The sequence below is a fragment of the Zunongwangia profunda SM-A87 genome (genome assembly GCF_000023465.1).
Taxonomy (GTDB): Bacteria; Bacteroidota; Bacteroidia; order Flavobacteriales; family Flavobacteriaceae; genus Zunongwangia; species Zunongwangia profunda.
Window position 1 is genome coordinate 1616886 of sequence record NC_014041.1, and the last position, 25920, is coordinate 1642805.

Here is a 25920-nt window from a genome sequence, read left to right on the forward strand (position 1 = left end):
AGTGTCCGGTCTAATGTAGTAATTCCAATGTTTAATACTTGCTTGATTATAGTATAGAATTTTTAAAATGAAAATATAGTTTGAACAAACTTAAACAATTCCAATCTCTTGTTATTCACGATTATGCAGAAGGAAGCTTTCATCTTCCCTTACATAGTCATACCTATTATGAACTAATTTATATTTTCAGCGGACGTGGGGAACATATCGTAAACAGTATTAAAAATAACTATTCTCGAGGTGATGTATTTGTTTTATCTCCTAATGATGAGCATTACTTTGATATCGTTGAACATACTCATTTTATCTTCATCAAATTCACGGAAAGCTATTTCGAAGAAGGCATCCTAAATACAGATTCGAGTCCAATTAATATTTCTCCAATAGAAGTTATGAGAAAGAAAATCTTAAAGGAAATGAAGATAACATTAAATGATACTCAAAAGATTTTTATGAAAAATGTAATGGATAATATAGCACTTTATAATTCAAAGTTCTCATCAACTATTGAGCGATCATCAATTATTCACGCTCATATATTTGTTGTATTTAGCATAATTCAAGAGGCTATGAGTAATAAGATCATTTCTTCTAAAAATCAGGAGTTAGATAAAGATTCCCTTATTTCATTTATTCATCAAAATATTTACTTCCCTGATAAAATCAAAATTAATGTTTTAAGTGATTTTTTTAATATCTCTGCAAGCTATTTTAGTATATGGTTTAAAAGAAATTTCAATATGAATTTAACCCAATATGTAAATGATTACAAACTAGAGTTAATAAAGAATCGAATTATTGCTGGTCGTAAAAGTATTAAAGGAATCTCGGAAGAGTTCAATTTTTCCGATGCTAGTTATTTCACTCGATATTTTAAAAATCATACCGGAATGACACCATCTAAATTCAAAAAAAATAATCTCCCTCGTAATAAGGAAGAGGGAGATTAAAAGTATAGCATTAAACTTAGTTGATAGTTTCAAGAATTTGAACCTCACTGCTGATATTCATATTGTTAAGTTTTTCTTCAAAACTTTTTGCATAAGGTTGAGACTTGTGAATTTCTAAATCTTTTCTAGATTTAAAAACTTCATAAATAATAAATTTATTATCTGCTTGGGAAAGTGAGAAAGAAATACAACCTTTTTCCGTAACTACTTGCGTCTTAAGCTCCATTAATACTTCCAAAATCTTTTCTTCAGAATTTTCAGTACTATATTTTAAGGTCGTTATTGCCGTAAGCTTGCTTTCTACCTTTGTATCTAACGGTTTAGCTTCAATTTTCTCAAAATCTCCACCTAAAATTACATCTTGATACCCTATTATTATCAAAGTATTATCATGATCTAGGAATGTTTTTTCATCCGGAAATACTCTGTCTTTATAGAAATTTGATGTAAGAACCGTTTCTAAACCATCAAGACTATCAAACCATAGTTCAGCTGTTCCATCATATGAATTTGTTTCGAGAACATCTGTTTGCTCTTTTAATGGATGTGTTTGAATATAGCGTATCACGTGACTTTGAGCTTCAGGTATTTGCTGAAAAAGTGGTCCGTGTATTTCTATATGATGTTTGACAAATTCATCATGACTAATTTCCGGGTTTCTTTTTAAAAACATCGTCATTTTTACTATCTGGGTGGCGTCAGAATACTTGATATTTTCCTGAACTTTCGGAGTCCATCTAGTGATTGATTTATCTTTTAAACCTCCCGGATATGTTATCAATTCGATTAAGGTTCCCCAGGGTGCTTTTCCATAAACCCCAGAATTACCAGGCTGATTCTCCATATTTGCCAAACTATGAGGTTCAGATAGCAATTCTCCTCCAGCGGCTGTAAACAGCTTAGTAGCCTTACTCATGTCATCAACATATATTGCTAAGTGCTGTAATCCAAAATCGTTCAGTGAAGCAGCATTGTCCTGGTCAGCATTTTCGATCTTAAATAATTCCATGGTTATAGATTCGCCAATTTGAAGAAGTCTCATATGTACAATCTTGCTTCCCTTTGGTAAACCTAATTGTTTTTCAACTTCCGAACCGTTCATTGGTTCTTGATTTTTTGGTTGGACATCATATAATGTTTCAGCATGGAAGGCCTCTTCAAAAAATTTTGTTGCAGCCTCAATATCTGGAACCGTTATTCCAACATGATCGATACCTCGAATAATTTCTTTTTCCTTTTTCATATCTGTGTTTTTATTGTTTTGAGCGATTGTGGGTTGGAAATACAGTAAAAGTGATCCCACAATTACGCCCATAGTTCTGTACTTCATATTTATTTCCTTTGAAATACAAATGTAGGCCTGCTTTCTATCCAAAAAATGGTATAAATTTTACAAAAAGTTGCACTTATGATTGATTAGTAATTTTTTTTAAGTAAATTTCGAACATATCAAACTTTGCACGAAAATTGTTAATTGCCAATAATCGTTAGGGTTAGTAAGAAAATAATTAACTTTGCCAACAAAACAATACTAAGCAGACGAATCCGCGTCCCTCAATCCGCCAACTGGCGATAACCGTATTCCAGGGTTAAATCCAAGTTTTTTCTATTATTTTTCAGGCTGCAAATTTTTGTAATTCTACATATGAAGTTCCTCTCTTTACCACTGCAAAAACTCTGGATAACAGTTTATTGCGAACATTATTTAGCGCAATCATTTTGAGTTTACCTTCCTTCCGCTTTTTCTTATAATACTGTCGCAATTCACTGTCATATTGAATGGCGGTACAGGTTGCCATCCTAAGTAGGCTCCTCATTTGCTAATCTCCTATGGGGCATTTCCGTTTTTTGTGAATGATACTGCCCGGAATATGACCAAAGGGTGCCGTGCCACAATAACTCGAGAATTGTCGACAGCTATTAAATCGTTTAAATTGCTAGTGTGGTAAAGCAATTGAGCGCCTATAACTAATCCTACACCTTTTAGAGAGGTAATCAACTTATAATTATGCGATAATGTATCCGAAGTGTAAGCTTCATTAAAAATAAACTATTTAAAATTCTACTCTTAAATTATCTCCGTAACACTTTTTTATTAATTTTGTAGACGAAGCACCAAACGACTTCAATATGTTCTGATTATAATGTGAGTTAATCGTGAGTTCCGAAACTGGAAACCATGAGAAACCGTATAAATACTGCGGGTTTCAGAATGTTATAAGCGTTCTGCCACCCCGACCAAGACCATATTAAAATGGTATAAAAAACCTTGTTAATCCATTGATTTTCAAGGTTTTTCTATTTTTAGATGGTTTTTCATATCATTTGCAATCCTTAAAAATGAGTCCGATTCGGTGACCTATTCGGTGACCTTTTTTTGGTTATCTTGTTGTTCATATTGATTTGACTTTCGTTTTCACGCCTTTTGTCTAATTTGAAAACGAAACACTATGAAAAATGCCGTAAGCTTTGGAATTCGTTTTATTCCAAAATCATCGAAAGCCAAGAATGGTACAGCTCCCCTTTATGCTCGAATTACTGTAAACGGAGAACGTATTGAACTCAGCCTTAAACGCAGGATTACGTTAAACCTCTGGAATGAAAAGCGAAGCCGATTAAAAGGCTATAGCGAAGAAAGTTTGCAAGCCAACAAATCCTTAGATCGTATTTACAACAAAATTTACGAGGCTTTTAGACAACTTCAAGAAGAAAACAAGCTCTTAACTGCCAAAAGTGTAAAAGCCCGTTATTTGGGCTTAGATGATTCCTATAAAACCTTAGCCGAACTCCTGACCTATCATAACACGAAGATGACTTCTGTTTTGAAGCCCGGAACAATGAAAAACTACTATACTACTGAAAAGTATGTTTTGGAGTTTCTAGAGAAAAAGATAAATACCAATGATATCTATTTAAAGCAAATTAATTATCGCTTTATCACTGATTTTGAACATTTCCTTCGTAACTATAAACCAAAGACACATCGATCCAAGCCAACAAATAACGGGGTGATGAAGCATTTGGAGCGTTTAAAAAAGCTTACCAATCTTGCCTTAAAAATGGAATGGATCGATAAAGACCCATTTAGCAAATACTCCTTGCATTACAAGAAAAAGGAACGTGACTATTTATTACAGGATGAAATTGATATTTTAGAAAATTTAAACCTTGATAGAATAACCTTATCAAGAACTAGAGATGTTTTCTTGTTTTCCTGCTATTCCGGCTTATCCTATGGTGATGCAAAGTCATTAGAAGCAAAACATATTGTTACAGGAATTGACGGCAACAAATGGATTGTAAAGGAAAGGGAAAAAACAGGTAAACTTTTTAAAGTGGCTATGCTTCCAAAGGTAAAAGCTATTCTAAAAAAGTATGAAAAGGAAGCTAATATAAGTGGTTTGTTGCTTCCGGTATATTCCAATCAGAAAACCAACCAGTATTTAAAGGATTTGGCAAAGCTTGCCAAAATATCCAAGAAGCTTACGTTTCACGTCGCTCGTCATACCTTTGCTACGACCGTCACTTTATCCAAAGGTATTCCTATTGAAACGGTGTCTAAACTTTTGGGACATACAAAGCTTTCTACTACTCAAATCTATTCTAGAGTATTGGATCAAAAACTTAGTGATGATATGCGAAAGATTATGTGAAAGAAGCAAATGTAAAACTCACGATTAACTCACATTTAAGGGTGACACAGATCACAAAAAAACTACTTGATGCCGATTCAGAGAAATTTAGGAGCTGAGTTTATTAAAGTGAAATTGAAAATGTTTTGCATTTTCTTTCGTGCAATTGGTTATCGCTCATTTTGGTGTAGGATTCCATCTCTTCACCTATTTTTTCGTAAAAATTGAAGGATTTGGGATGACTACTACTAATGAGGATTTTAGAATAGTTTTTAGATTGATAATATGGGAAAATAACTGATTTTAGCCAATAACTTCCATACCCCATGCCTTTATCAATGATATGAAAATATTTAAGCAGTAATGTAGATGTAGTTTGTGAATCATGTGGAATTCCTAGCTTTTCAATTTCTCCTCCTACTATGGTTAAAACACCTATGATTCTATCATTATTTTGAACAGTATGTATATCGAACCAAACGCCTTCTATGTTTTTAATATTTTGAATATAATTAACAGCGTGAAAAAGTTCATTATAGTCATCCCAATCATGTTCCAGTTTATAAGACACATAAGTGCTTATTGGCAAGAAGAGTTTACTGTTGAAAGCTTTATATCGTATAAATTTTAAGTCATTTTTACCTGTTCCAATTATTTCCATGGAATAATAAGATTTAAGGTATAAAGATAAGGAGAGTTAAAAAGGAGGCAGGAAATCAAAACCAAAAAATTTTAGAACGCTCTAAATATAAACTTAAATTTTGCAATTTAAACTTACTATGTCCTTAACTAAGGGATTATATGAATTATTTTGGATTTTTACATCTAATGTAGAATTTTTAAATAATTCTTGAATAGCACAAAAGTCAGTTAATTTCTCATTGCTTCTAACTTCTAAATATCCTGCTGAATTAATACCCTGTAGCCCATTTAAATTTTTTAAATCATTATTACCAATTATCTCAAGGCCAAAACGAACCGATTCGATATTATTTAAGCCACTTAAGGTTTTTAATTTATTACTATTGGATTCAATCTCGAGATGTTCAACTTCACCCGAAATGTTCCTTAAACCTTCTAGATTTTCTAATTCATAATTATTTTTAATAATTAAATCACGTCCAATTGATTTGATTTTTTCTAATCCATTTAAATTAATCAATTCATAGTTATTGGAAATTATAATATCATATCTGATATTAGAAGATATATTATTTAAAGCTTTTATACTAACTAACTTTGGATTTGCTACAATAAAAATGTGAAATGTAGTTTGAAGATTATTTAATCCATTCAAATTCTTTAGTGAAGTTTCTGAAATAAATAAACTCTCCGCTGAATTAAGGTTCTGTAGTTGCTCAATGGTTTTTAAATTAGGAAGGTCTTTAAGATCTAGTATTCCCTTAATGGATTTTAAACTTTCTAATCCTTTTAATGATTCTAAGGTGTTTGCTCTAAAATATAATTTATCTCCTATAATTTGCAAATTTTGTAAACCATTTAAATTGGATAATGATTTATTTTCTTCCAAAATAAATGAACCGCTTAAAGTCACGAGATTGTCAAGGCCAGTTAAATTTTTTAATGAATTATTTTCCCAGAAATGAAGATGATGTAAATTTTTTAGTTTCCTCAGTCCTTTTATATTTTCTAATTCGTTATTCGCAGTTAGATATAAAGACTCGGCTGAGATAAGATTACTAAAACCTTCTAGATTATTTATCCTAGTTTTAGATATTCTAATAGAGCCTTTTACAATTTTTAAATTTTTAAGAGCCTCTAGGTTGTAAATATCTTTGCCTATTATAATCAGATCTCCTGTTATTTCTTCGTAACAAGAATTGTTGAGTTTATCGACATCCTCCTGGTTAATTATTTTTAAATCACCATCATAAATACCATTCGTGCAATTTTCATCTTTGCTACAAGTGGTAAATAATAGTACCATGAGTAAATATAATAAATTGGAGTTTTTCATTTATAATTTAAATTTTTTCTAAAGGTGGTGTGAGGGGTGCACTCCGTCATTTGATGGTGGAGCCATCCACTCGATTATAGGCAGTTTTTATATATTTCAAGTTGTTCTGAACTTGATGCGAAAACGAAATCTTCCGATTTATCAAATATTATTTGATTAAATTTTTTTACTTCGTTTTCATATATTTTTATATGTTCAAAATTCTTCCCATCATTATAATGAACTTTTAAAGCAATTTTTGGACTAATTGGATAAAAAAGTTCCATCGATTTTACATTACCTTTATTGTTTGTTTCATGCTCTTTAAGATTTATTATAGGTTGATCTGAGGTTATAAAATCAATTTTAGAATTATTTCTTATAAATACAAACTTAGACTCTTTATAATTCATAAGCCCATTAGCCATACCTGTAGCAATTACAAACGATATAATATTAAAAAATTTAGCTTTGACAGTTGAGCGCCCCTCAAAATTTTTTATAAACGCATTTTTCATTTTATTCGTTCTTACATATTGGAAACATAAAAAAAGATATGTCTTCATTAGTGCAGAACTATCTTTTAAGAATTCTAGATCTTCAACTTTTTTAATATCAATTAATTTCTGTCCGAATTTTTCAAAATCAGAGTGAAAATCTTCCATAAAATTAGATTTCATAAATTTTAAAAATTGTTCTATTTCAGATTTTTTATTTTCGGAAATATTATTTTTATCTAAAATTCTTTTGAATCTAGAGTAAGATGTAAATAGATTAAAATATTCTAAGAAAATTGTTTCAGTCTCTTTATTGCTAAGACTTAAAATTATTTTTTTTAAGTAATATTCTTCCTCAAATGTAAATTCTTCTAATGAATAGAATAATTTTTTTTGGGCAACATTAGTCAAGTTAGTAATAGCAATTTTATTATTAATCTTAATTAAAGAAGGAATTAAATCATTTGAATTGGACCAAGCTCTTAAATAATTTCTCCAAACGTAGTGATGTCTTTTTTTAATTTGATTCAAGATTTTTTTCTTTAATTGCCTATAAAGTGATTGTATAAGATTAGTTGCGTGTTTTAAGCACTAAATTTAGCAAATAAATCACAGATATAAAGTCTGCGAGACTTTCGTAAGTAGGCTAGAGCTAGCAATTAATTTTATACGGTGTTAGCTATAGTACTTTTATTCTTTCAAATTTTAGCATATAATTATTCAATCTTTCTAAATCTCTGATATTTAAGTCAAACCATTCGCCTCTTACTCTAAACAAATCGAATTCTTTATGTAAATCTTTTTCAATTTCCATAGATGCATTCCACGCTGAAATTAGATGAATTTCAGGTTGGATAACTCGGATCAAATTGTGCCACTGATTTCGGTCGGTTAGTGCCAGGCATTTCGGTTTAAATTGTGCCACTTTTGGTATTAAGTTAAACCTGTATCGGTTCGATTTGTGCCAGTTGTTTCGGTTTGTTTTGTGCCACTTTAAAAGATCAAGTAAATAATACCTTGTCGCTTAAAACGAAGCGATATGGCCAACACACTTGATCCAATGGACTTAAAACAGATAATATCCTTACACCTCGATGGGTTTAGTAACCGTAAAATTGGAGCCACCCTTGGGATCTCCCGCAATACGGTAAACACCTATATGCGTTTGTTTAGCGTTAGTGACTATGCTCTTAAAGAGTTGCTGACCCTTGATAATGCAACCTTAGATAAACTTTTTCCCTCCCACAGCACTATTGACAACTCCCGGTATCAAGAGCTGATGCTCTATTTTAAGGAGCTTAACCAAGCCCGTAACCATCCCGGGTTTACCTTTTTATATCATTATCAGGAGTATGTCTCCCAGTCTAAAAACCCATATGGCTATACACAGTTTATGGAGCATTACCGCCGTAAATATGCTAAAATCAAAGGCTCGATGAAGCTTGAGCACGACCCCGGCAAGGAACTCTTCATTGATTTTGCCGGTAAAAAGCTTCACATTATTGACAAACAAACCGGGGAATTAATTCCTGTCGAGGTGTTTGTAGCTATTTTGCCCAACAGTCATTACACCTATGTAGAGGCTTGCAAAAGTCAGAAACGCGATGAGCTGATCAACTGTTGCCGTAACACTTTACACTTTTATGGCGGGGTACCTAAAGCGATTGTCTCTGACAACCTAAAATCAGCTGTTAACCGTGCCAGCAGGTATGAGCCCGAGATCAACCGAAGTTTTAAAGACTTTGCCCGGCATTACAACTGTGTGATCAACCCCACCCGGAGGCTATGCTCCACAGGACAAGGCTTTAGTAGAGAATGCCGTAAACCTGGCCTATCAACGGATCTATTATCCTATGCGCAAGATGAGCTTCTTCTCTATAGAAGAACTCAACAGGGAGATAAAAAAGCAGCTGGGGCATTACAACAACTTATTGTTCTCCCGCAAGGAGTCCAGTCGCAGGGAACTATTCCAATCCGTGGAGCAGGAATACTTGAAGCCCCTTCCAGAGACAGCTTATGAATTAAAAAGCTACCGAAGGGCAAAGGTTCAGAAAATAGGCTATGTGTACTTCTCCCCGGATAAAAGCTATTACAGCGTGCCCTATCGCTACATAGGAAAGGAAACCACCTTGCATTACACCCGTTCTTTAGTTGAAGTGTATTACCACTATCAACGCATCGCCCTGCATCAGCGCAACCCCTCAAAAGGCAGTTATAATACTAACAAAGAACACCTGAGCAGCACCCATAAATACTATAGCGACTGGAGTCCTGAATTCTTTAAAAAGAAAGCAGCCTTGCACGGGAAGCACGTGGTGGATTGTGTCGAAAAAATAATCACTGCGGTAGATTATCCTGAAATAGGGTATAAGCGTGCTATGGGGCTTATTCAGCTCCATAAATCCTACGGCTCCCAGCGGCTGGACAATGCCTGTAAAAGAGCTTTACAAGCAGATGCAGCCACCTATCAGCGCATCAAGAACATCCTGAAAAACAATCTGGACAAGAGCTCCCTGTTCTATCAGGATCTGGAAGAAAATAAAACACATATACCGAAGCATACTAACATACGCGGTGCTTCAGCTTATCAGTAATCTAACCTTTAAAAACAGTAACTATGAACAACAATCAGACTATTGAAAAATTAAAAGAAATGCGACTAGGGGCTATGGCTCAGCTGCACCTTGCAACATCTTAAAGACAACCGCATAGCCGGGATCACTGCCGATGAATATCTGGCATTATTGACCGATCACCAGTGGGAAGACCGACACAACCGTAAGATAGAAAGGCTTTTAAAACAGGCGGGATTTAAACAACAGGCCAGTCTGGCTGACATTAACTACTCCCAGAACCGGAATCTGGATAAGAATATGTTTGCTCGATTAGGCAGTCTGGATTTTATAACCAGAAAAGAAAACATCATCCTTACCGGTGCTTCAGGAGTAGGTAAAAGTTATTTAGCTCAGGCTTTAGGGCATCAGGGGTGTATGATGGAATACAAAACCATATACACTGGACTAGCAACAAAAAGTGGGACACTATTTTTAAGACTTATGCTACATTATTAAATTGATAAAATTCTTGTTCCATTTCACAAGGGGTTTTATATCCCAAATAAGAGTGTAATCGTTTTCTGTTATACCATATTTCAATGTATTCAAAAATACTGGTTTTAGCCTGTTCTATAGTTTTAAAATTATCATCGTAAATAAGTTCTACTTTTAAGGTTTTAAAGAAAGACTCAGCCACAGAATTATCCCAACAATTTCCCTTTCTACTCATAGATCGGGTTACCAAAGGATTAGATTTTATAATTGTTCTAAATGTTTTTGAAGCATATTGTATACCTCTGTCTGAATGAAAAATTAAATCCATGTTTATTTTGCGTTTACTTACAGCCATTTTCCATGCAGGAATAATGGTTTGGTCGGTGTGCAAGTTTGTACTCAATGACCAACCAATTACTTGTCTGTCAAATAAATCAATAATAGTGGTTAGGTACAACCAGCCTTGATGGGTTGGAATATAAGTAATATCACTTACCCAAGTTGCATTTAACCTACCGGGATTAAAGTCTCTGTTGAGTAAATTTCTACAAACAACATAACCATGATTGGAATCTGTAGTTACTCTAAATTTCTTTTTATGTTTACTAAACCAGTGGTTCGCTTTCATAATTTTAGCTACTCTTCCTCTGGATATACCGTACCCTTTACGTTTTAGTTGTGCTGCTATTCTAGTAGCACCATACCGATGTTTACTCAAGTCAAATTCCTTTTTAATCAAATCTGTAAACAAGCTATATTCCAATACTCGTTTTGATGGACCGGCCGTGTACCATCTATAAAAACTACTCCTACTTACTTTAAAAACCTTACACATTTTCTCGATAGAATATAAATGTCTATAACTAGCTATAAATCCATAGATTTCCCATCGCTCTTGGAGAAGATGTGTACGGCCTTTTTTAATATTTCGAGTTCAAGTTCTTTTTCTTTAAGGGCTTTGCGTAACCTTTTAATCTCTAGCGTATCATCGGGTATGGGCCTTTCCGGCTTAGGTAAGGTAGTTGTTTGGGCTGCCTTGCGCCATTTATAGATCCTTTGGACTTCTATGCCTAATTCGTCAGCTAATTCTTTAATATTTTCCCGCTGGTAGCTTAATCGAACTGCCTGCTCCTTTAATTCGGGACTGTAATAGCGTTTTTTCATGTTTCTAAGATATTTGTTTTATAACAAAAGGTCTTAAATTTTGTGTCCCAATAAAGGTAGCTACTCCAAACCAGTAACATTAATTTTATATATAATTGCAGTATCTTTTAAAGTGGCACTGTTTGACCGAAACAGCTGGCACCATCACTCCGAAATAGCCACCTATATTTAAAACAAGAAAGAAAAGCTGCATAATAACTGAAAAATAGAACATAATTTAGCAGCTAAGCTGTCCTAACAAACAGGGGGACTTCATTATCATTATTGTAAATAGTTATTTTTCAGTTAAATAGTTTTCTATTTCCTCAAATGCATTAAATGTAATTTTAATTTCACGACCATTATCAATTAATAAATAGGTAGGAAATGCTGAAATTCCCAATTCTTGAGTAATTGTTTTTAATGAATCAATTTGTCTGACATTTTTCCAATTATACTGGTTGGTTTTTAAATAATTTTTCCATTTTGAGTGTTCTTTATCGATTGAGATTCCAATCAATTCAATATTGTTGTTTTCTAAAAAGTTTAGTTTTTTAGAAATTACTTTATGGTCTTTAACGCAAGGTGGACAATTGGCAAACCAAAGGTCGATTAGGTATGTTTTGTCTTTCACAAAATTTAGTTTTACAATATCATTTTTAAGATTGTAAAAAGAAAAACTGTGAATGTCTAATTCAGTAATTCTTAATTTTTTTTCAAGCTCTTTGTGATAATTAAAAAAACTATGATTTTTTAATAAATCACTTTGTTTGTTTACTAACTGATGAAGTTCTTTTAATTTGGATTTATTATTTTGATTTCTAAAAATATAGGTCGACATTATAGGTAAAGAGAAGGGGTTGTCAAAATTATCCTGAATATTTTTTAAAAGAAACGTATTTATTTCTGAACTATCTGCATTTGTTTTATAGAGGCTCTTATATTCCGTCTGATATCTTTTAGTATTGTAGTATAAATCAGAACCTATGATGGTGTCAATTATAAGTTTTTTATCTATTGTACCTTTAATCTCAATATTCTTTCCATTAAGCCATAATTGGCTATACTGCATTGGACTTGAAACCATTTTCCCATTTTTAAAGAACCAAACATTGTATAAATCATTGATACTGTCCTTAAAATTGATTTTGATAGTGTCTTTGTATGCTATTTTATGAACTTCCCTATTTTGACTGATATCAGTAATCATAATGGTGTCAATCTCTTCTTTTGTCTGAAGATAAAGATTGAAGTCAGCTAAATCATTATTTTCTTTTTTCAATTCAGATTTACAACTGAAAATCAAGAATGCTAATGATAAGAAAAGTATTTTTTTCATAATTGTTTACAAAGGCCGTCTGTCTCAAAACTAGCTGATAATAGTTTAAAAATAGTTGAAATTAGGATGTAAAGCAACATTTGTACTATGATCAGTATTATTCTGTTGTGATTCGGTAAAAGCCTTATTTCGTTCTAGATAGGCTTTTGTATACTTCTTAAAGGTTGAAAACAACGCTTCGAGGAGTAGCTGAAAATCAATTTTACGATTGAACAATTTCCTTAAATTATAGGCCATTACGATGAGTCCAAAACCAGCTGAAGGTGCTTTATTCCCCTTTTAGTCATAAGACCCCATTACATCCCTACCCGCTATTGCAACGAAGTAGTAGATCTGGCAGGAATCAAGGGAAACCTGTCCGCCGACAGGCGGGGAAGATGTTCTTACCTGGAGGACGGAGTGTAAAGAAAATGTCTTGCAGACATTTTTAGCGTACGGGCCAGCCTGCCGCATTGGGAAGCCACGTGTTGGCTAAGTGGAGAAATCAGCCAAAGTCAGTGTCCCAAAGTAACGAGGTATAAAATATTGCACATTTCTCACAAATGGGGAAGCACTGAACATCGTCGTTTCGGAAATTAGAATAGGAGCATAGATTTTCTTTAATGGGTGACCCATTCCCTAGAAAGCGTGTTGCCTATTGCATAAAGTATGGAATAGTTTAAATTGGTGTAAAGAGCGATTGAAAAGACGGATAATGAATCGACGTATAAGAGCCCCGTATATACGGACTGTGTATGGTTTGCTTTTAATCGGTTAAAATTGTAGCATCGAAATACTCTTTTGAAATATCGATCCCAATAAAGTTTTTAAATTTATTCATAATGATTATTATTAATGACAACCGATTCCTAAAATATTATCTAAACCTTGATATTAGACCTCTTACGTCGTAATTACTATTCTGATACCATCTCTTTTTTTCGTTGAACATATGGCAGAAACAAGATTATGGTCACAGAAACCTATCTTGAATGATTATTTTAACTGGAAAATTCTATTGGAAGTAACGGTAATCTTAATTTGGAAGTTTAATGTCTTTACAAACTTCTTCCAATACTTCACAAGGGTTAACATTAATAGCTAAGGCTATTAAATATACTTCGTCTGCACGAAGCTTAGTTGTCTCATTTGAACTCAATTGACTTAGCCGAGATTTACTTATTCCTGTTCTTCTAGCTACTTCAGCTTTATTAACCGATCTACGTGCTAAATATAATCCTAGTGGTGTCATTTGTCCATCATTTACTTATATAAATGTAGAAATCAGAGACGAATGTTTTAAATTTCTATACGAGTGTTTTGAAAATAGATTGTTTTACTATACATTAGTATAGATATTCTATACAAGTGTGTTATTTTATAAAACCATTAAACATGAGAACATTTAAAAACTCCACCTTAGCAGTGAAAAATAAGATTGAAGAACTAAAGAGTCGGTTGCTTTCAGTAGCAGAAATGATCAGTATTTATTTTTCAGAAGTTTCCATAGATGATACTAAAGCATATTTTATAAACGTCATTTATGATGAGCAAATTCTGTTTAAAGAAGAACAGTTTATTGCTATAAAGAAAATTCAGAATGAATATTCAGAATTTAATATCCAAATATTTAAAGAGCGACAATTAAAGAATAGCATAGCAAATTTTAATAGTTATGCACTTCTTCATATTTACTTTGGTAAGATTATTTATGGTAGTCCACCAATTCCTGACATTCTTAATAAAATTGAACCTGCACATTATTTAAGTATATCAAAAGCAAATTTTCGAAAGGAGCAATTAAAGATTATAGATTTTATTGGTGATGCAAAATTCACGTACAAAGGAAAAATCAACGCATATACAAGCTTTGGCCTTCATCAATCCATCGAATTAAGCTTTCGAAGCTTAGAACATTTTCTCTGTGGAAAAGCTTTGATTAACCATAGTTTAAAGGCACATATCGAATATTTAGAACTATTGATACCGAATATCCGATCTTTATTTATCGATGACCGGGGCAATCATCAGGAGTTTATTGAGAATTTAGATCGGGCTTATAATGCTTCAAGATATACCACAAACTTCCATATCGATAAAGCTCAACTGAAGTTAATATTCGCCTGTTTTCAGAAAATGTTTTATTTGACGCAGTATGTATTTGATCGGCAATATGAAAATTGTTCAAGCATTATTAATGCCTCTACATCCCACATAAAAAAGAGCAATTTTCAGGATATTAATACAACTCAACACACTTTAATAGACTATTTAGTTACTAATTATCCTATACATTCCATATATAACATTAACGGAGCTCTGAGTGCTGATTTGCCTTATAACAAATGTATTTCCTGGTTAGATGGACAGGAAGCCCTGTACAAACAGACCTTATTAATCATCACTAGCGAACCTCTTAATAAAAGTGAAAATGATTTGATGATAGAACTGGATCATCATTTTCAAGATCAATTTAAAACTTACATTTTACTTGATGATATAAGTAATGTCGCTATAAAGATAGATGAAGGAGGTACCTACTTAGAATACCTTTTAAAGTCAGAGAATAGACTCTATTCTTTAAATAAACAACTGTTTAGGGATGAGAACAATAGGGAATATTTTTTTCCTGTGGAATATTATACTAAAACTGCTGAGTGGTTAGTACGTAAAAATCGCGCAGAATTTATAGTCTCATTAATGCGCGATGTTGAAGAAAAAGAAGATCATGCTACTTACTTATTTCTTAGTTATCAGCTTATTGTTCAGATTTGTTTAGGGTTATTGGATTTGTTTTGGAACTTAAGACCTATAGAAACCGACATTTCCTATTTGGTTAATTTGATCAATCATTTTTCAAATCATACGACAGCGGTATTTAAGTTCGGCAATTTCAAAAATTCCGGAATACTTGAAGGTATTAGAAATGCCCCGCAATATATGCTTACTCCATTACCTTACAATTTTGATTATAAAGATATGGATGAGTTATTTTCAGCTTGCTTGGAGTTTATGCAGGAAACAAATAAAGTGGCTGATAAACGATTAGAGGATATTAAAATTATGGCCTTTCAGCGATATGTTTCTATAGACAATTGCTTTAATAAGGTCAACAGTTAGGTTAATGAAAATTTGAGAGCATGGAAAAGAATGATAAGCCACATCTCGGAAAGAATATTAGTTTCATTAGGGAGCTAAGAGAAATGAAACAATCCACACTTGCTATGGAACTTGGGATTAGCCAACAAAGTGTTTCCTCGATTGAAAACAGCGCTGAAATTTCAGAAGAACGACTGGAACAAATAGCGAATGTTTTAGCGGTGGATAAACAGGTGATTATTAATCTGTCTAAACAACATCTTTTAAATCAAATAGTGGAGAACGTTCAGAATTCTAGCACTCTTCATTTTAATGCAGTAGAAAAAATCATAGAATTGTATGAGCGACTCTTAGTAGCTGAAAAGCATAGATAAACTTATTTTGAAAATTCATGTAGGGATAAATTAACCTGTTCAGGAGCTTTTACGGTTATACGTAAAATAATTATAAAAATTATTGGTAACTTTCTACTCAACATTTAGGGAATCAATTAATCGCTTTTATTAAATAAAAATATGCTTCAAACACTTTTAAAGATTGGAGAATGGCAAAGCCAGGGGAAAAGTAAATGGGATCGTTTTTTGGATTATCCAAAAGCCGAACGGAAAGATAAACTAGGTAATCCCATTAACAACTATACACTTCCTATTATTTTTGATTTGGATGCAATGGAAGTAATTATCAGCTCGGAAAAGTTAAGGGAGTATGATGAGAAAGATGTTAGAAATTCATTAGGAAATAAAATGAAAGGCTCTAATAGTAAAGCAATATGTAGTGCTGGACTGTCTAAAAGACTTGGAAGGATAAATCAGTCCTTTTTTGGAAAAGAAGGGGTAGAAACAAAAAATGGAGAGCTTATCGAAGCTATTGAGAAGGAAAATTCAGCACTGCTCTCTGAAAGCTTGAAGCTCATATTATCAAAAATTTTTGATTTAAAAGAAGAATTTCTTCATCAGACCGTTTATTCTTCTACAAATCAAATTGATATTCGTGCTCTCAATGAATCTTTTGATTTAGCAAAAAACGAAAATATAATTTTTCTATCTATCTCTTTAAAATCAGAAGAATTCGGATATAGAGAACCAACTTTATTTGCTGATATTCCAGATTATAGGACATTTTTGGAATATTCTTTTTTTGGAGATCAAAAAAGTGTGAATTCTAAAAAAACAAAAAGTAAGCTTTGTTATGCTAGTGGAGAATTAGGAGAAGATGTGGAAGAGCTGAATCTTTCTACCCGTTACAGCTTAAACAAAATGTTTGTGACAGAAACCAAAAATTATGCAGCACAATTTAACAAAAAAAAATTTCCAATTAATTATCAGGTTAGTATAGAAAATCAAGAAAAATTGGATTATGCTTCAGATTATCTATTAAATCACGGGTATAGGGTGAAAATTGCCAACTTAGAACATGTCATTCTACCTCAGTTTCAACAAAATTCGAACGTAGATTTAGAAATGGCTTTGGAAGGAATCCATAAGAAATCAGACCTTCTTTTCAACATTAACCGCCTGAATGAGCTTGCCGAGAACGTCAATTTAGAACTGGATGATCAAGTATTTTGGATAAATTTTATTGCTTTTGAGTCTGATGGTAAATTCTTTAAATCAACCGAAATTATCAAAGATGTAAGCAGCTTTCATTTTTCCAAAATCCTACAAACATTTACAGATATCGATTGGAAGTTCAGAGAAGCAAAATTTATAGATTGGGATAAAATAATGACGGAATTTGATTACTCAACAAATGAATGGTGCTCAAGGAAGATTAACTTTAATTCCCTTTTTCAAATAATCCCGATACGAAAGGACAAGGAAAAAAAGAACAAGGCTCTAGAGCTTTTCAAAACAATCCTTGAAAACAGAAAGATAAACGGTTCACTTCTTTTCGATTATTTTTCGGAGCTTATTTTATGTCATTACTACGAAAGGTACAGAAGCTATACCAATGTTAAAGATTATTCGCAAAGCGGTAAAAAAAACAATCAAGATTATCTTAAATGGGCAATTAGAGATAGCGTCTTCAAATACCACGCTTTTATTCAATTATTAAAAAAACTAAATCTAATCGATATGGAACAATCGACTTCTAACGCAACCGAAGGAAAACCTGAAAATAAATATGACCAAGCCATTGATGAGTTTTTTATTGAAATGGATATGACCCACAAAAGTCAACAAAAGGCAATGTTTTATTTGGGAAGAATGCTTCACGCCGTAGAAAATATTCAGCTAAAAAAGCAAATCAAGAAAACCGTAATTCACCTAGTCAATTTTAATGGTCTTGACGGAAATTCCATACTTCGATTGCGTAATGATTTAATCAATAAAGCGCGCCAGCATAATCAGATTGGTAAAGTGAAATTTTTAAATGGCCAATTTGGAGATAATTTCAAATTCAATTCTTGGAATATGGATCCCAATGAAGCCTTATTCTTTGTTCTTACTGGGTATTCCTTCCGCGTAAGTATCCAAGAAAGCGAAGAACAAGAAAATATAGAAAAAGTAGAAGAAACACTTTAAATCAATCAAAATATTAAATTATGAAACCAAGCATTACCAACTCTTCCGATTTCCTATTTGTTTATGAAGCCATTCAGTGTAACCCAAACGGTGATCCCGATCAGGAAAACAAACCAAGAATGGATTATGATACGAAAACCAACCTAGTGACTGATACCCGCGTTAAGCGTTTCATCAGGGATTATCTAAAGGCAAGCAACGAGGATGAAATTGTTTTTGTAGATATGGAAGGAGATTCTAAAGTAAGTGTAGACAGCAAGCTAAAGGCTGTTGTAAAGAGGACTGTTGAGAACGAAGGCGAATTGGAAAAGGCTTTCGAAAACGATTCTGAAGCGTTAAAAGTTTACAAAGAAATAATCGCTAAGGAGAAAGATGCTGAAGGTGTGTGGAAAACTATTACCGATAAAAAATTTAAGCAAAAAGAAGTAAACTATGAGCTGTTGGCCTATTTGGTAAAAGAAAAATTCCTTGATATCAGGATGTTTGGCAGCGCCTTTGCTGTTGGTGGGTTCACTAAAGCATATACCGGCCCTATTCAATTAAATTGGGGCTATTCATTTAATAAAGTAGAGTTAATAGACTCCAGTTCTATTGTCACGATTATGAACGATGACAGCAGTACATTTGGTAAAGATTACCGGGTTCATTACAGTTTGCTGGGCTTTAACGGAACAATTAATGCCCCTGCCGCCAAAACAACCGGACTTGCTACTGATGATGTTCTAGAATTCAGAAAAGCCATTTGGGAAAGCATCCCGGCTTCACCCACGCGCTCCAAATTAAATCAATATCCAAAACTTTATCTGGAAATCGTTTATAACGAAGGAGTTTCTAATGGTCAATTTGGTGATCTACGTAATTTTGTTGAGACTCAACCCAAAGAGGGGATAACCGATAAGCAAGTGCGAAAATTCAAAGATTTATCAATTGATTTAAGTGCTTTAAAAACGTTGATTGCCCAAGATAAAAGCGGGGAACATAAAATCAAGGAAATAATTTTAAAAACCTCGGCCGATTTTGATTTTTCACTGTAACAGAAGTTCCACCTTAAACCTACTGTTATGGAGATATTAAGTTTTAAAATCAGTGGAAAAATGGCGCATTTTAGAAAGTATTACGCCAACAATACTGCGTTTAGTTTTTCTATACCGCCACGCACTACCATTATGGGAATCGTGGCTGCTGCAATGGGATGGGCCAAAGATTCATATTACGAAGATTTGGCATCCGAAAATATTCAGATTGGCGTCCGCGTCCTCAACCCGTTGAAAAAAAGTTTTCACCGGCTTAATTTTCTGAGCATCAAAAGCACGGGAGATATGGCTAAAAACTGGTCTTCCGATTTTCGTGGTGAAGGAGGCCCTATTCAAACTCCATTTGAAGTGATCACTGCTTGGGATCTTGCTAAAGCTGATGTAGCTTATCAGGTATTTGTAAAGGCGAGTGATAATGGGAAAGCAGTTTACGAATCGATCAAAACTCATTTTTTAGAAAAGGACCCCGTTTATAATATCACGCTGGGAACAGCAAATTTCACAGCAAACTTGTCAGACATTGAGGTTTTTAAGGATAATCAAATAGATATGAGAAGCGCAGATGACTATGTTCAGATTCATTCTGCGGTACTTGTGGAACTTGTAGAAGATTTAAAATTTGATAAAGAAGAATTTCAGAATTACAACTTTGTAGAAGAAGATATGCTACCTGGAGATTTTATAGCCAACGGAAATCGGGAAGTACGCAAAATGAACCGGTTGCTTTTCTCTATTACACCCCATCCGTTAAGTGTGAAGCTAAAGGGCTCTTATTATGTTTTAAAAAATGATACCGGTGATCTGAACATTCAATTTATGGACGCATGAACTATTATTCCCACAGTAAATTAAATGAAAATGAAATTACAGAAGGCTCAAAAGAATTACGCGTTCATGTAAATGGAGTAAAGGAGAAAGCTTTATTTCATTTCGCCGAAGGCTTATCCTTAGGATATACGGATAAGGAACTGAAAGAAATGATAACAGTTGTGGTGGATTTTCACGATTTAGGGAAATACACTTCCTATTTCCAAAATTATCTCTTAAAGCAAGATCCTATAGACTTTAAATTAAAGCAACACGCGCGATTAGGAGGTTTTGTAGCCTATAATTATTTAGAAAAGAAAGATGAGAAAAAGGCACTACTATCCTTATACCTTATTTTTTTACACCATAGTCCTCTGATTGACATACTTCAGATTCCCTCTAAGTTGGATGATGATTTAAAAAGAATAATAAATAAACAAAAAGAGGATTTAGTTCAGAATTTTCCAATCATTGAAAAAGATTTGGGAATTGAAAGACTTCAGGATTTAGTTTACTATACGGAAGAAACAAAACTGCGGAAGGGTTTTAGGTATTGGGGTAAAAAATACGCTTGCATTCAGGATTATTTCCTGATCAATTATTTGTTCTCCTTATTGATAGAAGGAGATAAAATCGATGCTTCCGATACTGTTCCCTATCAATTAAAACCGATTAAACCCTCTTCTGTTGATGATCGTTTTGGAAAACCTGATTTTCAGCAGAAAAATTTGAATCAACTTGGCAACAACGAATTGCGGAACTACTGTAGGGCAGTTGTCATTTCTAACTTAGATCAACCCGATATCTTAGAACACTTTGTTTTTACCTTAACTGCACCTACCGGAATTGGAAAAACAATGACGGCACTGGATTTCTCATTAAAACTCAAAGATAAGATCAAGAAAAATTCAGGAGCAGAAGCCAGGATAATTTATGCTTTGCCTTTCATTAATATCATAGAACAAGCGCTAAGTGAATATGATAAAGTATTAAAATCACAAAACATTAACATCTTAGGACATTATCAATATGCTGATATTTTTGGCAAAAACGACCAGAAAGAAAATGTAGATGGTGCAGAACAGGGTTATGATCAAAAATTAATGGCACTAGACACGTGGCAGGCCGATGTAGTAATCACTTCTTTTGTTCAGTTTTTTGAAACGCTCATCGGCAACCGCAATAAGTTACTGAAAAAGTTTAACCATTTTGCAAATTCTATCATCATCCTCGATGAAGTGCAAACCCTTCGCCTGGATCAAATGCCGTTGCTGGGGGCTGTTTTGTTTTATATGTCAAAATTTTTAAAATCTCGTATAATTCTAATGACGGCTACACGTCCTAAAATTTTTGAACTGGCGCAAGAAGAAATTTTAACCGCAGAAAGTGAACAAGTTAATCCCAAGGAACTGCTTACTAATTATGAAGAAGTTTTTGAGGTTTTCAAACGAACCTCAATTCATCCACTTTTAAATGATTTAAAGGAAGAAAAAGAAAGTAGAATACAAGAATTCGTGTCTTCCATTTTTGTCAATAAGTGGAATGCCGAAAAGTCCTGCTTGATTGTATGTAATACTGTTAAACGTTCTATAGAAGTTTTCGATACGATCAGGAGCTATTTAGAAGAAAACAATTTAGAAAATCCACTTTATTATTTATCGACTAATATAATTCCTGCCCAACGTCTTGAACGAATAAAAAATATAAAAGAAGATATACAAGATCATAAAGCTCCCATTTTAATTGCAACCCAGGTAGTTGAAGCAGGAGTGGATTTGGATTTTGACATGGGCTTCCGTGATATCGGCCCCATTGATTCCATCATTCAAGTCGCGGGTAGAATCAACAGAAATAATACTATTGAAAAAACACATTCCCCGCTTTATATCATAGATTTTGACGTTAAAGCAACAATGATGGTTTATGGGCGGTTGACATATATCCAGGCAAAAAAATCATTAGAGCAAAAAAAATGCTTCTATGAAAAAGAATATTTAGAGTTGATTACAACCTATTTTGATGGAATTTCTGACAAAAGCTCCTTTGGAGATGCACGCAATTTTTTCAAATCTATGAAAACATTAAAATATGATTCTGACGAAAAAAGCGAACTGCCCGTTTCAGCCTTTCGCATCATTGAAGAATCTGATAGATATGCCGCAGTTTTCATCGAAACAGATGAAGATGCTTCCGAAGTTTTAGAGAAGTATCTCCAAAAGATTACCAACCAAATAAGCAGAAAAGAATACAATAAGAATTGGAAATTAAAATTCCAGCAACATGTAATTTCCGTACCAAAATACCTTTGTGAAGATTTAGAAACAGTAAATGAATATGAGGAAAATATATTACTTGTGCCTAAAAAAGAAATAGGTTCCCGGTATAGTGTCGAAACAGGTTATAACCGGGATTTAAAAGAGCAAAATATGGCTTATACTTTCTAAATTAAAATATCCACTAAAACAAGGAGCACTTATGACAACATCCACCACCACTCAAGAACTGCAAATTTGCCGCATCAAATTCCCGGAAATCAAATTACAAACCCGCGATGCCCATAAACTGCGGGGCTATTTTGGTAATTTGTTTAAACAGCAATCCCCCATCCTACACAATCATTATGAGGATGGCCGTTTTCGGTATAAATACCCCAGTGTTCAATATAAAATAATCAATAAAGTGCCCACGCTAATCGGCATCAATGAAGGGGCTGCTTTATTACCCCAACTCTTTCTTAAAATTAAAGAATTGGATATTTCGGGGCAATCCTATCCTATCAGCAGTAAAAATATTGAGATGCGCAATGAAAGGACGGGCTATAGCGATCAATTGCACCAATATAGGTTTGAAACGCTTTGGATGGCCCTAAACCAACAAAACTATCCCAAATATCAAAACTTAAAAACAGAAGCCGAAAAAGAAGCCATGCTCAATGCGATTTTAGTGGGCCATATACTCAGCTTTTTTCGGAATACAGGAATTGAACTTAGCCCTAACGAGCGCCTGATGGCAAAAGTTCAGGTTCAGGAAAAAAGTACCTTGTTTAAAGAAAACCGCATGATCGCCTTTTCCGGCAGTTTTGTGGTCAATGCCCTCCTGCCTGCCGAGATTGGCCTGGGCAAGGCAGTAAGCCGTGGCTTTGGCACCCTAATACGCGCCTAATGCAAATTTTTATCAATACATACGGTACCTACCTCCACGTTAAAGACGATATGTTTGAGATCAAAGTGCGTGAGGATAAGAAGCAACCTTTTAAAGTAAATCATATTGCTGCCCACAAGGTAACTTCCTTTATCGTTTCAAAAGGTGCAGCCCTTACTTCCGATGCTATCGCCCTGGCACTAAAACACAATATCGATATCGTGATTGTAGAAACCAACGGGCATCCTATGGGACGTTTTTGGCACAGTAAATTAGGGAGTACCACCAAAATACGTAAAGAACAATTAAAAGCCTCTTTAAACGAAGTTGGCGTAAAATGGATCAAAGAATGGTTGAGTGTTAAGCTTGAGAATCAAGCAGATTTCCTTCAGGATTTAAAAAAACATCGTAAAAATTTACATACACCCCTTGAAGAGAAATCTGAGGCCATCCTTAATTTCAGGGAAAAAATCATGCAATCTTCTGCTACAGACATCAAAGAAGTTGATGAATCTTTTAGGGGCTGGGAAGGCTCTGCAGGCCGACAATATTTTGATGCCCTTTCCCTTTGTATGCCCAAAGATTTTAATTTTAACGGAAGAAGTTTTCGTCCGGCAAAAGATGAATTTAATGCGATGCTTAATTATGCTTACGGAATTTTATACAGTCGTATAGAACGAGCGTTGATGTTAGCAGGACTTGATCCCTTTGTGGGTTTTATGCATAGGGACGATTATAACTCCAAAAGCCTGGTTTTCGATTTTATAGAGCCTTACCGTAGCTATGCCGATCGTTTTGTATTTAGGTTATTTACCGGAAAAAAAATCAACAAAAATTATTTTACAGAATTTACCGGAGGGGTTTCTTTAAATGAAGAAGGAAAAGCCTTTTTTGTCGCCCCTTATTTAGAATATTTAGATAGTGAAAAAATACGCTATAAAGGAAAATTACAAACCCGGTTAAATGCAGTTCAATTGGAAGCTCATCGTTTCGCTAATAGTTTGATTTCTAAGCAATAATGTAATGGTGAAATAAAACAATGTTTGAATAAAAAAATGAAATAATGAGTGACTGAGAAAATGTTTGAATGAGAGAAGACATCTATTATTGAAACATTCAGCTATGGAAGTATTTAGTCTTTCAACCATTAAAAAAGTAAAAAGATGATTATTTGGGTTTTATATGACATTAAAAATAATAGTGCCAGAAATTACGTCGCCAAAGTTTGTAAACACGCGGGCTTATATCGGGTACAGTATTCTTGTTTTTTAGGCAGCTTAAATGATAATGAAAAAGATAGCCTGGAGCTGCAAATTGAAAAAGTAATTAATGAAGACACCGATAAGATCTATATTTTCCGGATGAATAAAGAACAATTAAAAGATTGTACGATGCTCGGGCAGGCTTTTGATGATAAATTGGTAACCGATGAAGTAAAAGCTCTTTTTTTCTAATGCAAAGCTTTTATCCTTCACAAATTATCGAATACCTCTATTGTCCTCGATACACTTATTTCGAGTACGTGCTCCGTATTCCGCAATACGAAGACAAGTTTTACAAAGTTACTAGAGGTAGGGAGATACATAACGAAAAGTTGGAACAGAATAAGGCCTATCTACGCAAAAAAATCGGGGTGAAAAACAAATGGATAGACCAGTATTTGGGAGTGGAGGGCTTACGAGGAAAAATAGATGAGGTGCTAGAGTTAGGGGATAATAGTTTTGCTCCCTTGGATTATAAATTTGCATATTGGAAAGATAGGGTTTACGACACCTACAAACAGCAACTCTACTGTTATGCGGTATTAATAGAAGAGAACTTTCAAGTTGAAGTAAAAAAAGGCTTTTTGGTTTATACCCGAAGCAAACATAAATTGATAGAAGTCCCCATCCCGCTCGCTGCAAAAGCAGAAATAAAAGAAAGTATGGAAAAAATGCTTGTAATTATCGAGCAAAATAAATTTCCGAAAGCAACAACATTTAAGAAAAGATGTGTAAATTGTACCTACCGGAATATCTGCATTAAATAAGTATTCCGCCTGTCAATTTATTTCTAATCGCTTAAAATTTTACGCTTATGTCAGTGAACACGGGGCTTTTTGAATACGGAAAATTTACTTATTTTTCCGTTTTTACGTTCTTTGACATATTGAAAAATAAGGTTTTAGAAATTGAGAATATCGTTTTAAGCATTGTCGTTTCTGGATTAAGGCAAAGAATCGGCTTCCAGACCATTCCATCAAACAACTAGGATTGAAACGACCCGTTTGAAAGCCCTATCGATTATTATATGTTACTTCCAGACCATTCCATCAAACAACTAGGATTGAAACCAAGTTTGCCGAAGATCATAGTTTAAATAGTTGGGACTTCCAGACCATTCCATCAAACAACTAGGATTGAAACACGGCATTTGGCAACAAAGACCACGATGGCGATATACTTCCAGACCATTCCATCAAACAACTAGGATTGAAACTAGGTGTGCGCTGAATTTTTACAGAAATAAGGTAATCTTCCAGACCATTCCATCAAACAACTAGGATTGAAACCAATGCTGACGGCAGCTTTAATTTTCCTGAATACAGACTTCCAGACCATTCCATCAAACAACTAGGATTGAAACAATATCTTATCGGTTGGCCGTGCACCGCGTCCTACTTCCAGACCATTCCATCAAACAACTAGGATTGAAACCGTACGTTATCCGCATCTTGTTCAAAGAATCTAATCTTCCAGACCATTCCATCAAACAACTAGGATTGAAA

The 25920-nt window shown here is 33.8% G+C and carries 23 protein-coding genes, 1 pseudogene and 1 CRISPR repeat array (1 of these 25 cut by a window edge); of the genes and pseudogenes, 15 read left to right on the forward strand and 9 right to left on the reverse strand.

Annotation, left to right across the window (positions count from 1 at the left end; all coding sequences use genetic code 11):
• Positions 1 to 80: 80 nt before the first annotated feature.
• Positions 81 to 950 carry an AraC family transcriptional regulator gene (locus ZPR_RS07185; protein WP_013070988.1) on the forward strand — a complete coding sequence of 290 codons (870 nt, stop codon included), beginning with the start codon at positions 81 to 83 and terminating at the stop codon, positions 948 to 950.
• A gap of 16 nt (positions 951 to 966) precedes the next feature.
• Here ZPR_RS07185 and ZPR_RS22915 read toward each other — a convergent pair whose 3' ends face one another.
• Both ZPR_RS22915 and ZPR_RS23360 read right to left on the reverse strand, forming a co-directional pair.
• Complete coding sequence (locus ZPR_RS22915) at positions 967 to 2193, reverse strand: EthD family reductase (protein WP_148211677.1); 1227 nt, start codon at positions 2191 to 2193, stop codon at positions 967 to 969.
• Positions 2194 to 2566: 373 nt separating this feature from the next.
• Positions 2567 to 2767, reverse strand: coding sequence for a hypothetical protein (locus ZPR_RS23360; protein ID WP_187288264.1), 201 nt, complete (start codon positions 2765 to 2767; stop codon positions 2567 to 2569).
• A 633-nt stretch (positions 2768 to 3400) separates the two neighbouring features.
• Between ZPR_RS23360 and ZPR_RS07200 the strand changes: the two genes are divergently transcribed.
• Positions 3401 to 4603, forward strand: coding sequence for a site-specific integrase (locus ZPR_RS07200; RefSeq protein WP_013070991.1), 1203 nt, complete (start codon positions 3401 to 3403; stop codon positions 4601 to 4603).
• 103 nt (positions 4604 to 4706) lie between these two features.
• Here the strand turns inward: ZPR_RS07200 and ZPR_RS07205 are convergent, their stop codons facing one another.
• The 4 genes from ZPR_RS07205 to ZPR_RS23230 form a co-directional block, all read right to left on the reverse strand.
• Positions 4707 to 5243, reverse strand: coding sequence for a hypothetical protein (locus ZPR_RS07205; RefSeq protein WP_013070992.1), 537 nt, complete (start codon positions 5241 to 5243; stop codon positions 4707 to 4709).
• A gap of 93 nt (positions 5244 to 5336) precedes the next feature.
• The gene (locus ZPR_RS22465; protein WP_013070993.1) at positions 5337 to 6560 is read right to left on the reverse strand and encodes a leucine-rich repeat domain-containing protein; all 1224 of its coding nucleotides are present in this window, start codon (positions 6558 to 6560) and stop codon (positions 5337 to 5339) included.
• Positions 6561 to 6634: 74 nt separating this feature from the next.
• On the reverse strand, positions 6635 to 7567 hold the full coding sequence (locus ZPR_RS07220) for a DUF4238 domain-containing protein (RefSeq protein WP_013070994.1): 933 nt from the start codon (positions 7565 to 7567) through the stop codon (positions 6635 to 6637).
• A 148-nt stretch (positions 7568 to 7715) separates the two neighbouring features.
• Entirely contained in the window at positions 7716 to 7961 is a 246-nt protein-coding gene (locus tag ZPR_RS23230; RefSeq protein ID WP_187288265.1) for a GIY-YIG nuclease family protein, read from the reverse strand.
• 114 nt (positions 7962 to 8075) lie between these two features.
• Here ZPR_RS23230 and ZPR_RS23680 point away from each other — a divergent pair, with 114 nt between their 5' ends.
• From ZPR_RS23680 to ZPR_RS07230, 3 genes and pseudogenes are all read left to right on the forward strand, one after another.
• Positions 8076 to 9056 carry a DDE-type integrase/transposase/recombinase gene (locus ZPR_RS23680; protein ID WP_013070996.1) on the forward strand — a complete coding sequence of 327 codons (981 nt, stop codon included), beginning with the start codon at positions 8076 to 8078 and terminating at the stop codon, positions 9054 to 9056.
• The gene (locus tag ZPR_RS23685) at positions 9013 to 9630 is read left to right on the forward strand and encodes a Mu transposase domain-containing protein (protein ID WP_233421378.1); all 618 of its coding nucleotides are present in this window, start codon (positions 9013 to 9015) and stop codon (positions 9628 to 9630) included. The genes ZPR_RS23680 and ZPR_RS23685 overlap by 44 nt, the downstream gene beginning before the upstream one ends.
• Positions 9631 to 9653: 23 nt before the next feature.
• Positions 9654 to 10098 (forward strand): annotated as a pseudogene (locus tag ZPR_RS07230) (ATP-binding protein); the annotation flags it as partial.
• Here the strand turns inward: ZPR_RS07230 and ZPR_RS07235 are convergent.
• From ZPR_RS07235 to ZPR_RS07255, 3 genes are all read right to left on the reverse strand, one after another.
• Positions 10091 to 11250 (reverse strand): IS3 family transposase gene (locus ZPR_RS07235; protein WP_086026154.1). Its coding sequence is split into 2 segments (ribosomal slippage): positions 10091 to 11010 and positions 11010 to 11250, totalling 1161 coding nucleotides; the frame shifts between segments, so codons are not numbered across the junction. The pseudogene ZPR_RS07230 and the gene ZPR_RS07235 overlap by 8 nt on opposite strands.
• 274 nt (positions 11251 to 11524) lie before the next feature.
• A complete protein-coding gene (locus ZPR_RS07245; RefSeq protein ID WP_013071001.1) occupies positions 11525 to 12568 on the reverse strand; it encodes a TlpA family protein disulfide reductase in 1044 nt (347 codons plus the stop codon).
• A gap of 1015 nt (positions 12569 to 13583) precedes the next feature.
• Positions 13584 to 13799, reverse strand: coding sequence for a helix-turn-helix domain-containing protein (locus ZPR_RS07255; RefSeq protein WP_041578759.1), 216 nt, complete (start codon positions 13797 to 13799; stop codon positions 13584 to 13586).
• A gap of 143 nt (positions 13800 to 13942) precedes the next feature.
• Between ZPR_RS07255 and ZPR_RS07260 the strand changes: the two genes are divergently transcribed.
• The 10 genes from ZPR_RS07260 to cas4 all read left to right on the forward strand — a co-directional run bounded on the left by ZPR_RS07260 (position 13943) and on the right by cas4 (position 25182).
• Positions 13943 to 15667 (forward strand): HEPN domain-containing protein, encoded by a 1725-nt coding sequence (locus ZPR_RS07260; RefSeq protein ID WP_041578760.1) that lies wholly within the window; start codon positions 13943 to 13945, stop codon positions 15665 to 15667.
• A 20-nt stretch (positions 15668 to 15687) separates the two neighbouring features.
• Positions 15688 to 16020, forward strand: coding sequence for a helix-turn-helix domain-containing protein (locus ZPR_RS07265; protein WP_013071003.1), 333 nt, complete (start codon positions 15688 to 15690; stop codon positions 16018 to 16020).
• Positions 16021 to 16161: 141 nt separating this feature from the next.
• A complete protein-coding gene (locus ZPR_RS07270; RefSeq protein ID WP_013071004.1) occupies positions 16162 to 18171 on the forward strand; it encodes a TM1802 family CRISPR-associated protein in 2010 nt (669 codons plus the stop codon).
• 20 nt (positions 18172 to 18191) lie between these two features.
• Positions 18192 to 19205 carry a CRISPR-associated protein gene (locus ZPR_RS07275; RefSeq protein ID WP_013071005.1) on the forward strand — a complete coding sequence of 338 codons (1014 nt, stop codon included), beginning with the start codon at positions 18192 to 18194 and terminating at the stop codon, positions 19203 to 19205.
• Positions 19206 to 19232: 27 nt separating this feature from the next.
• The gene (cas5, locus tag ZPR_RS22470) at positions 19233 to 20033 is read left to right on the forward strand and encodes a CRISPR-associated protein Cas5 (RefSeq protein ID WP_013071006.1); all 801 of its coding nucleotides are present in this window, start codon (positions 19233 to 19235) and stop codon (positions 20031 to 20033) included.
• The gene (locus ZPR_RS07285) at positions 20030 to 22456 is read left to right on the forward strand and encodes a CRISPR-associated helicase/endonuclease Cas3 (protein ID WP_013071007.1); all 2427 of its coding nucleotides are present in this window, start codon (positions 20030 to 20032) and stop codon (positions 22454 to 22456) included. The genes cas5 and ZPR_RS07285 overlap by 4 nt, the downstream gene beginning before the upstream one ends.
• Before the next feature lie 31 nt (positions 22457 to 22487).
• Positions 22488 to 23174: a CRISPR-associated endonuclease Cas6 gene (locus tag ZPR_RS07290; RefSeq protein ID WP_013071008.1), complete on the forward strand. Its 687-nt coding sequence runs from the start codon at positions 22488 to 22490 to the stop codon at positions 23172 to 23174.
• On the forward strand, positions 23174 to 24172 hold the full coding sequence (cas1, locus tag ZPR_RS07295) for a CRISPR-associated endonuclease Cas1 (protein ID WP_041578761.1): 999 nt from the start codon (positions 23174 to 23176) through the stop codon (positions 24170 to 24172). Before ZPR_RS07290 ends, cas1 begins: the two co-directional genes overlap by 1 nt.
• A 144-nt stretch (positions 24173 to 24316) precedes the next feature.
• On the forward strand, positions 24317 to 24607 hold the full coding sequence (gene cas2 / locus ZPR_RS07300) for a CRISPR-associated endonuclease Cas2 (protein ID WP_013071010.1): 291 nt from the start codon (positions 24317 to 24319) through the stop codon (positions 24605 to 24607).
• Positions 24607 to 25182, forward strand: coding sequence for a CRISPR-associated protein Cas4 (gene cas4, locus ZPR_RS07305; protein ID WP_041578762.1), 576 nt, complete (start codon positions 24607 to 24609; stop codon positions 25180 to 25182). The genes cas2 and cas4 overlap by 1 nt, the downstream gene beginning before the upstream one ends.
• Before the next feature lie 193 nt (positions 25183 to 25375).
• A CRISPR array of direct repeats spans positions 25376 to 25920; the repeat unit is 37 nt; unit sequence CTTCCAGACCATTCCATCAAACAACTAGGATTGAAAC (it continues 5050 nt past the right edge of the window).

Coding starts and splice junctions, on each gene's coding strand:
- ZPR_RS22915 (WP_148211677.1), bottom strand. CDS start 2,193: ATGAAAAAGGAAAAAGAAATTATTCGAGGTATCGATCATGTTGGAATA.
- ZPR_RS23360 (WP_187288264.1), bottom strand. CDS start 2,767: ATGAGGAGCCTACTTAGGATGGCAACCTGTACCGCCATTCAATATGAC.
- ZPR_RS07200 (WP_013070991.1), top strand. CDS start 3,401: ATGAAAAATGCCGTAAGCTTTGGAATTCGTTTTATTCCAAAATCATCG.
- ZPR_RS07205 (WP_013070992.1), bottom strand. CDS start 5,243: ATGGAAATAATTGGAACAGGTAAAAATGACTTAAAATTTATACGATAT.
- ZPR_RS22465 (WP_013070993.1), bottom strand. CDS start 6,560: ATGAAAAACTCCAATTTATTATATTTACTCATGGTACTATTATTTACC.
- ZPR_RS23680 (WP_013070996.1), top strand. CDS start 8,076: ATGGCCAACACACTTGATCCAATGGACTTAAAACAGATAATATCCTTA.
- ZPR_RS07245 (WP_013071001.1), bottom strand. CDS start 12,568: ATGAAAAAAATACTTTTCTTATCATTAGCATTCTTGATTTTCAGTTGT.
- ZPR_RS07255 (WP_041578759.1), bottom strand. CDS start 13,799: ATGACACCACTAGGATTATATTTAGCACGTAGATCGGTTAATAAAGCT.
- ZPR_RS07260 (WP_041578760.1), top strand. CDS start 13,943: ATGAGAACATTTAAAAACTCCACCTTAGCAGTGAAAAATAAGATTGAA.
- ZPR_RS07265 (WP_013071003.1), top strand. CDS start 15,688: ATGGAAAAGAATGATAAGCCACATCTCGGAAAGAATATTAGTTTCATT.
- ZPR_RS07270 (WP_013071004.1), top strand. CDS start 16,162: ATGCTTCAAACACTTTTAAAGATTGGAGAATGGCAAAGCCAGGGGAAA.
- ZPR_RS07275 (WP_013071005.1), top strand. CDS start 18,192: ATGAAACCAAGCATTACCAACTCTTCCGATTTCCTATTTGTTTATGAA.
- cas5 (WP_013071006.1), top strand. CDS start 19,233: ATGGAGATATTAAGTTTTAAAATCAGTGGAAAAATGGCGCATTTTAGA.
- ZPR_RS07285 (WP_013071007.1), top strand. CDS start 20,030: ATGAACTATTATTCCCACAGTAAATTAAATGAAAATGAAATTACAGAA.
- ZPR_RS07290 (WP_013071008.1), top strand. CDS start 22,488: ATGACAACATCCACCACCACTCAAGAACTGCAAATTTGCCGCATCAAA.
- cas1 (WP_041578761.1), top strand. CDS start 23,174: ATGCAAATTTTTATCAATACATACGGTACCTACCTCCACGTTAAAGAC.
- cas2 (WP_013071010.1), top strand. CDS start 24,317: ATGATTATTTGGGTTTTATATGACATTAAAAATAATAGTGCCAGAAAT.
- cas4 (WP_041578762.1), top strand. CDS start 24,607: ATGCAAAGCTTTTATCCTTCACAAATTATCGAATACCTCTATTGTCCT.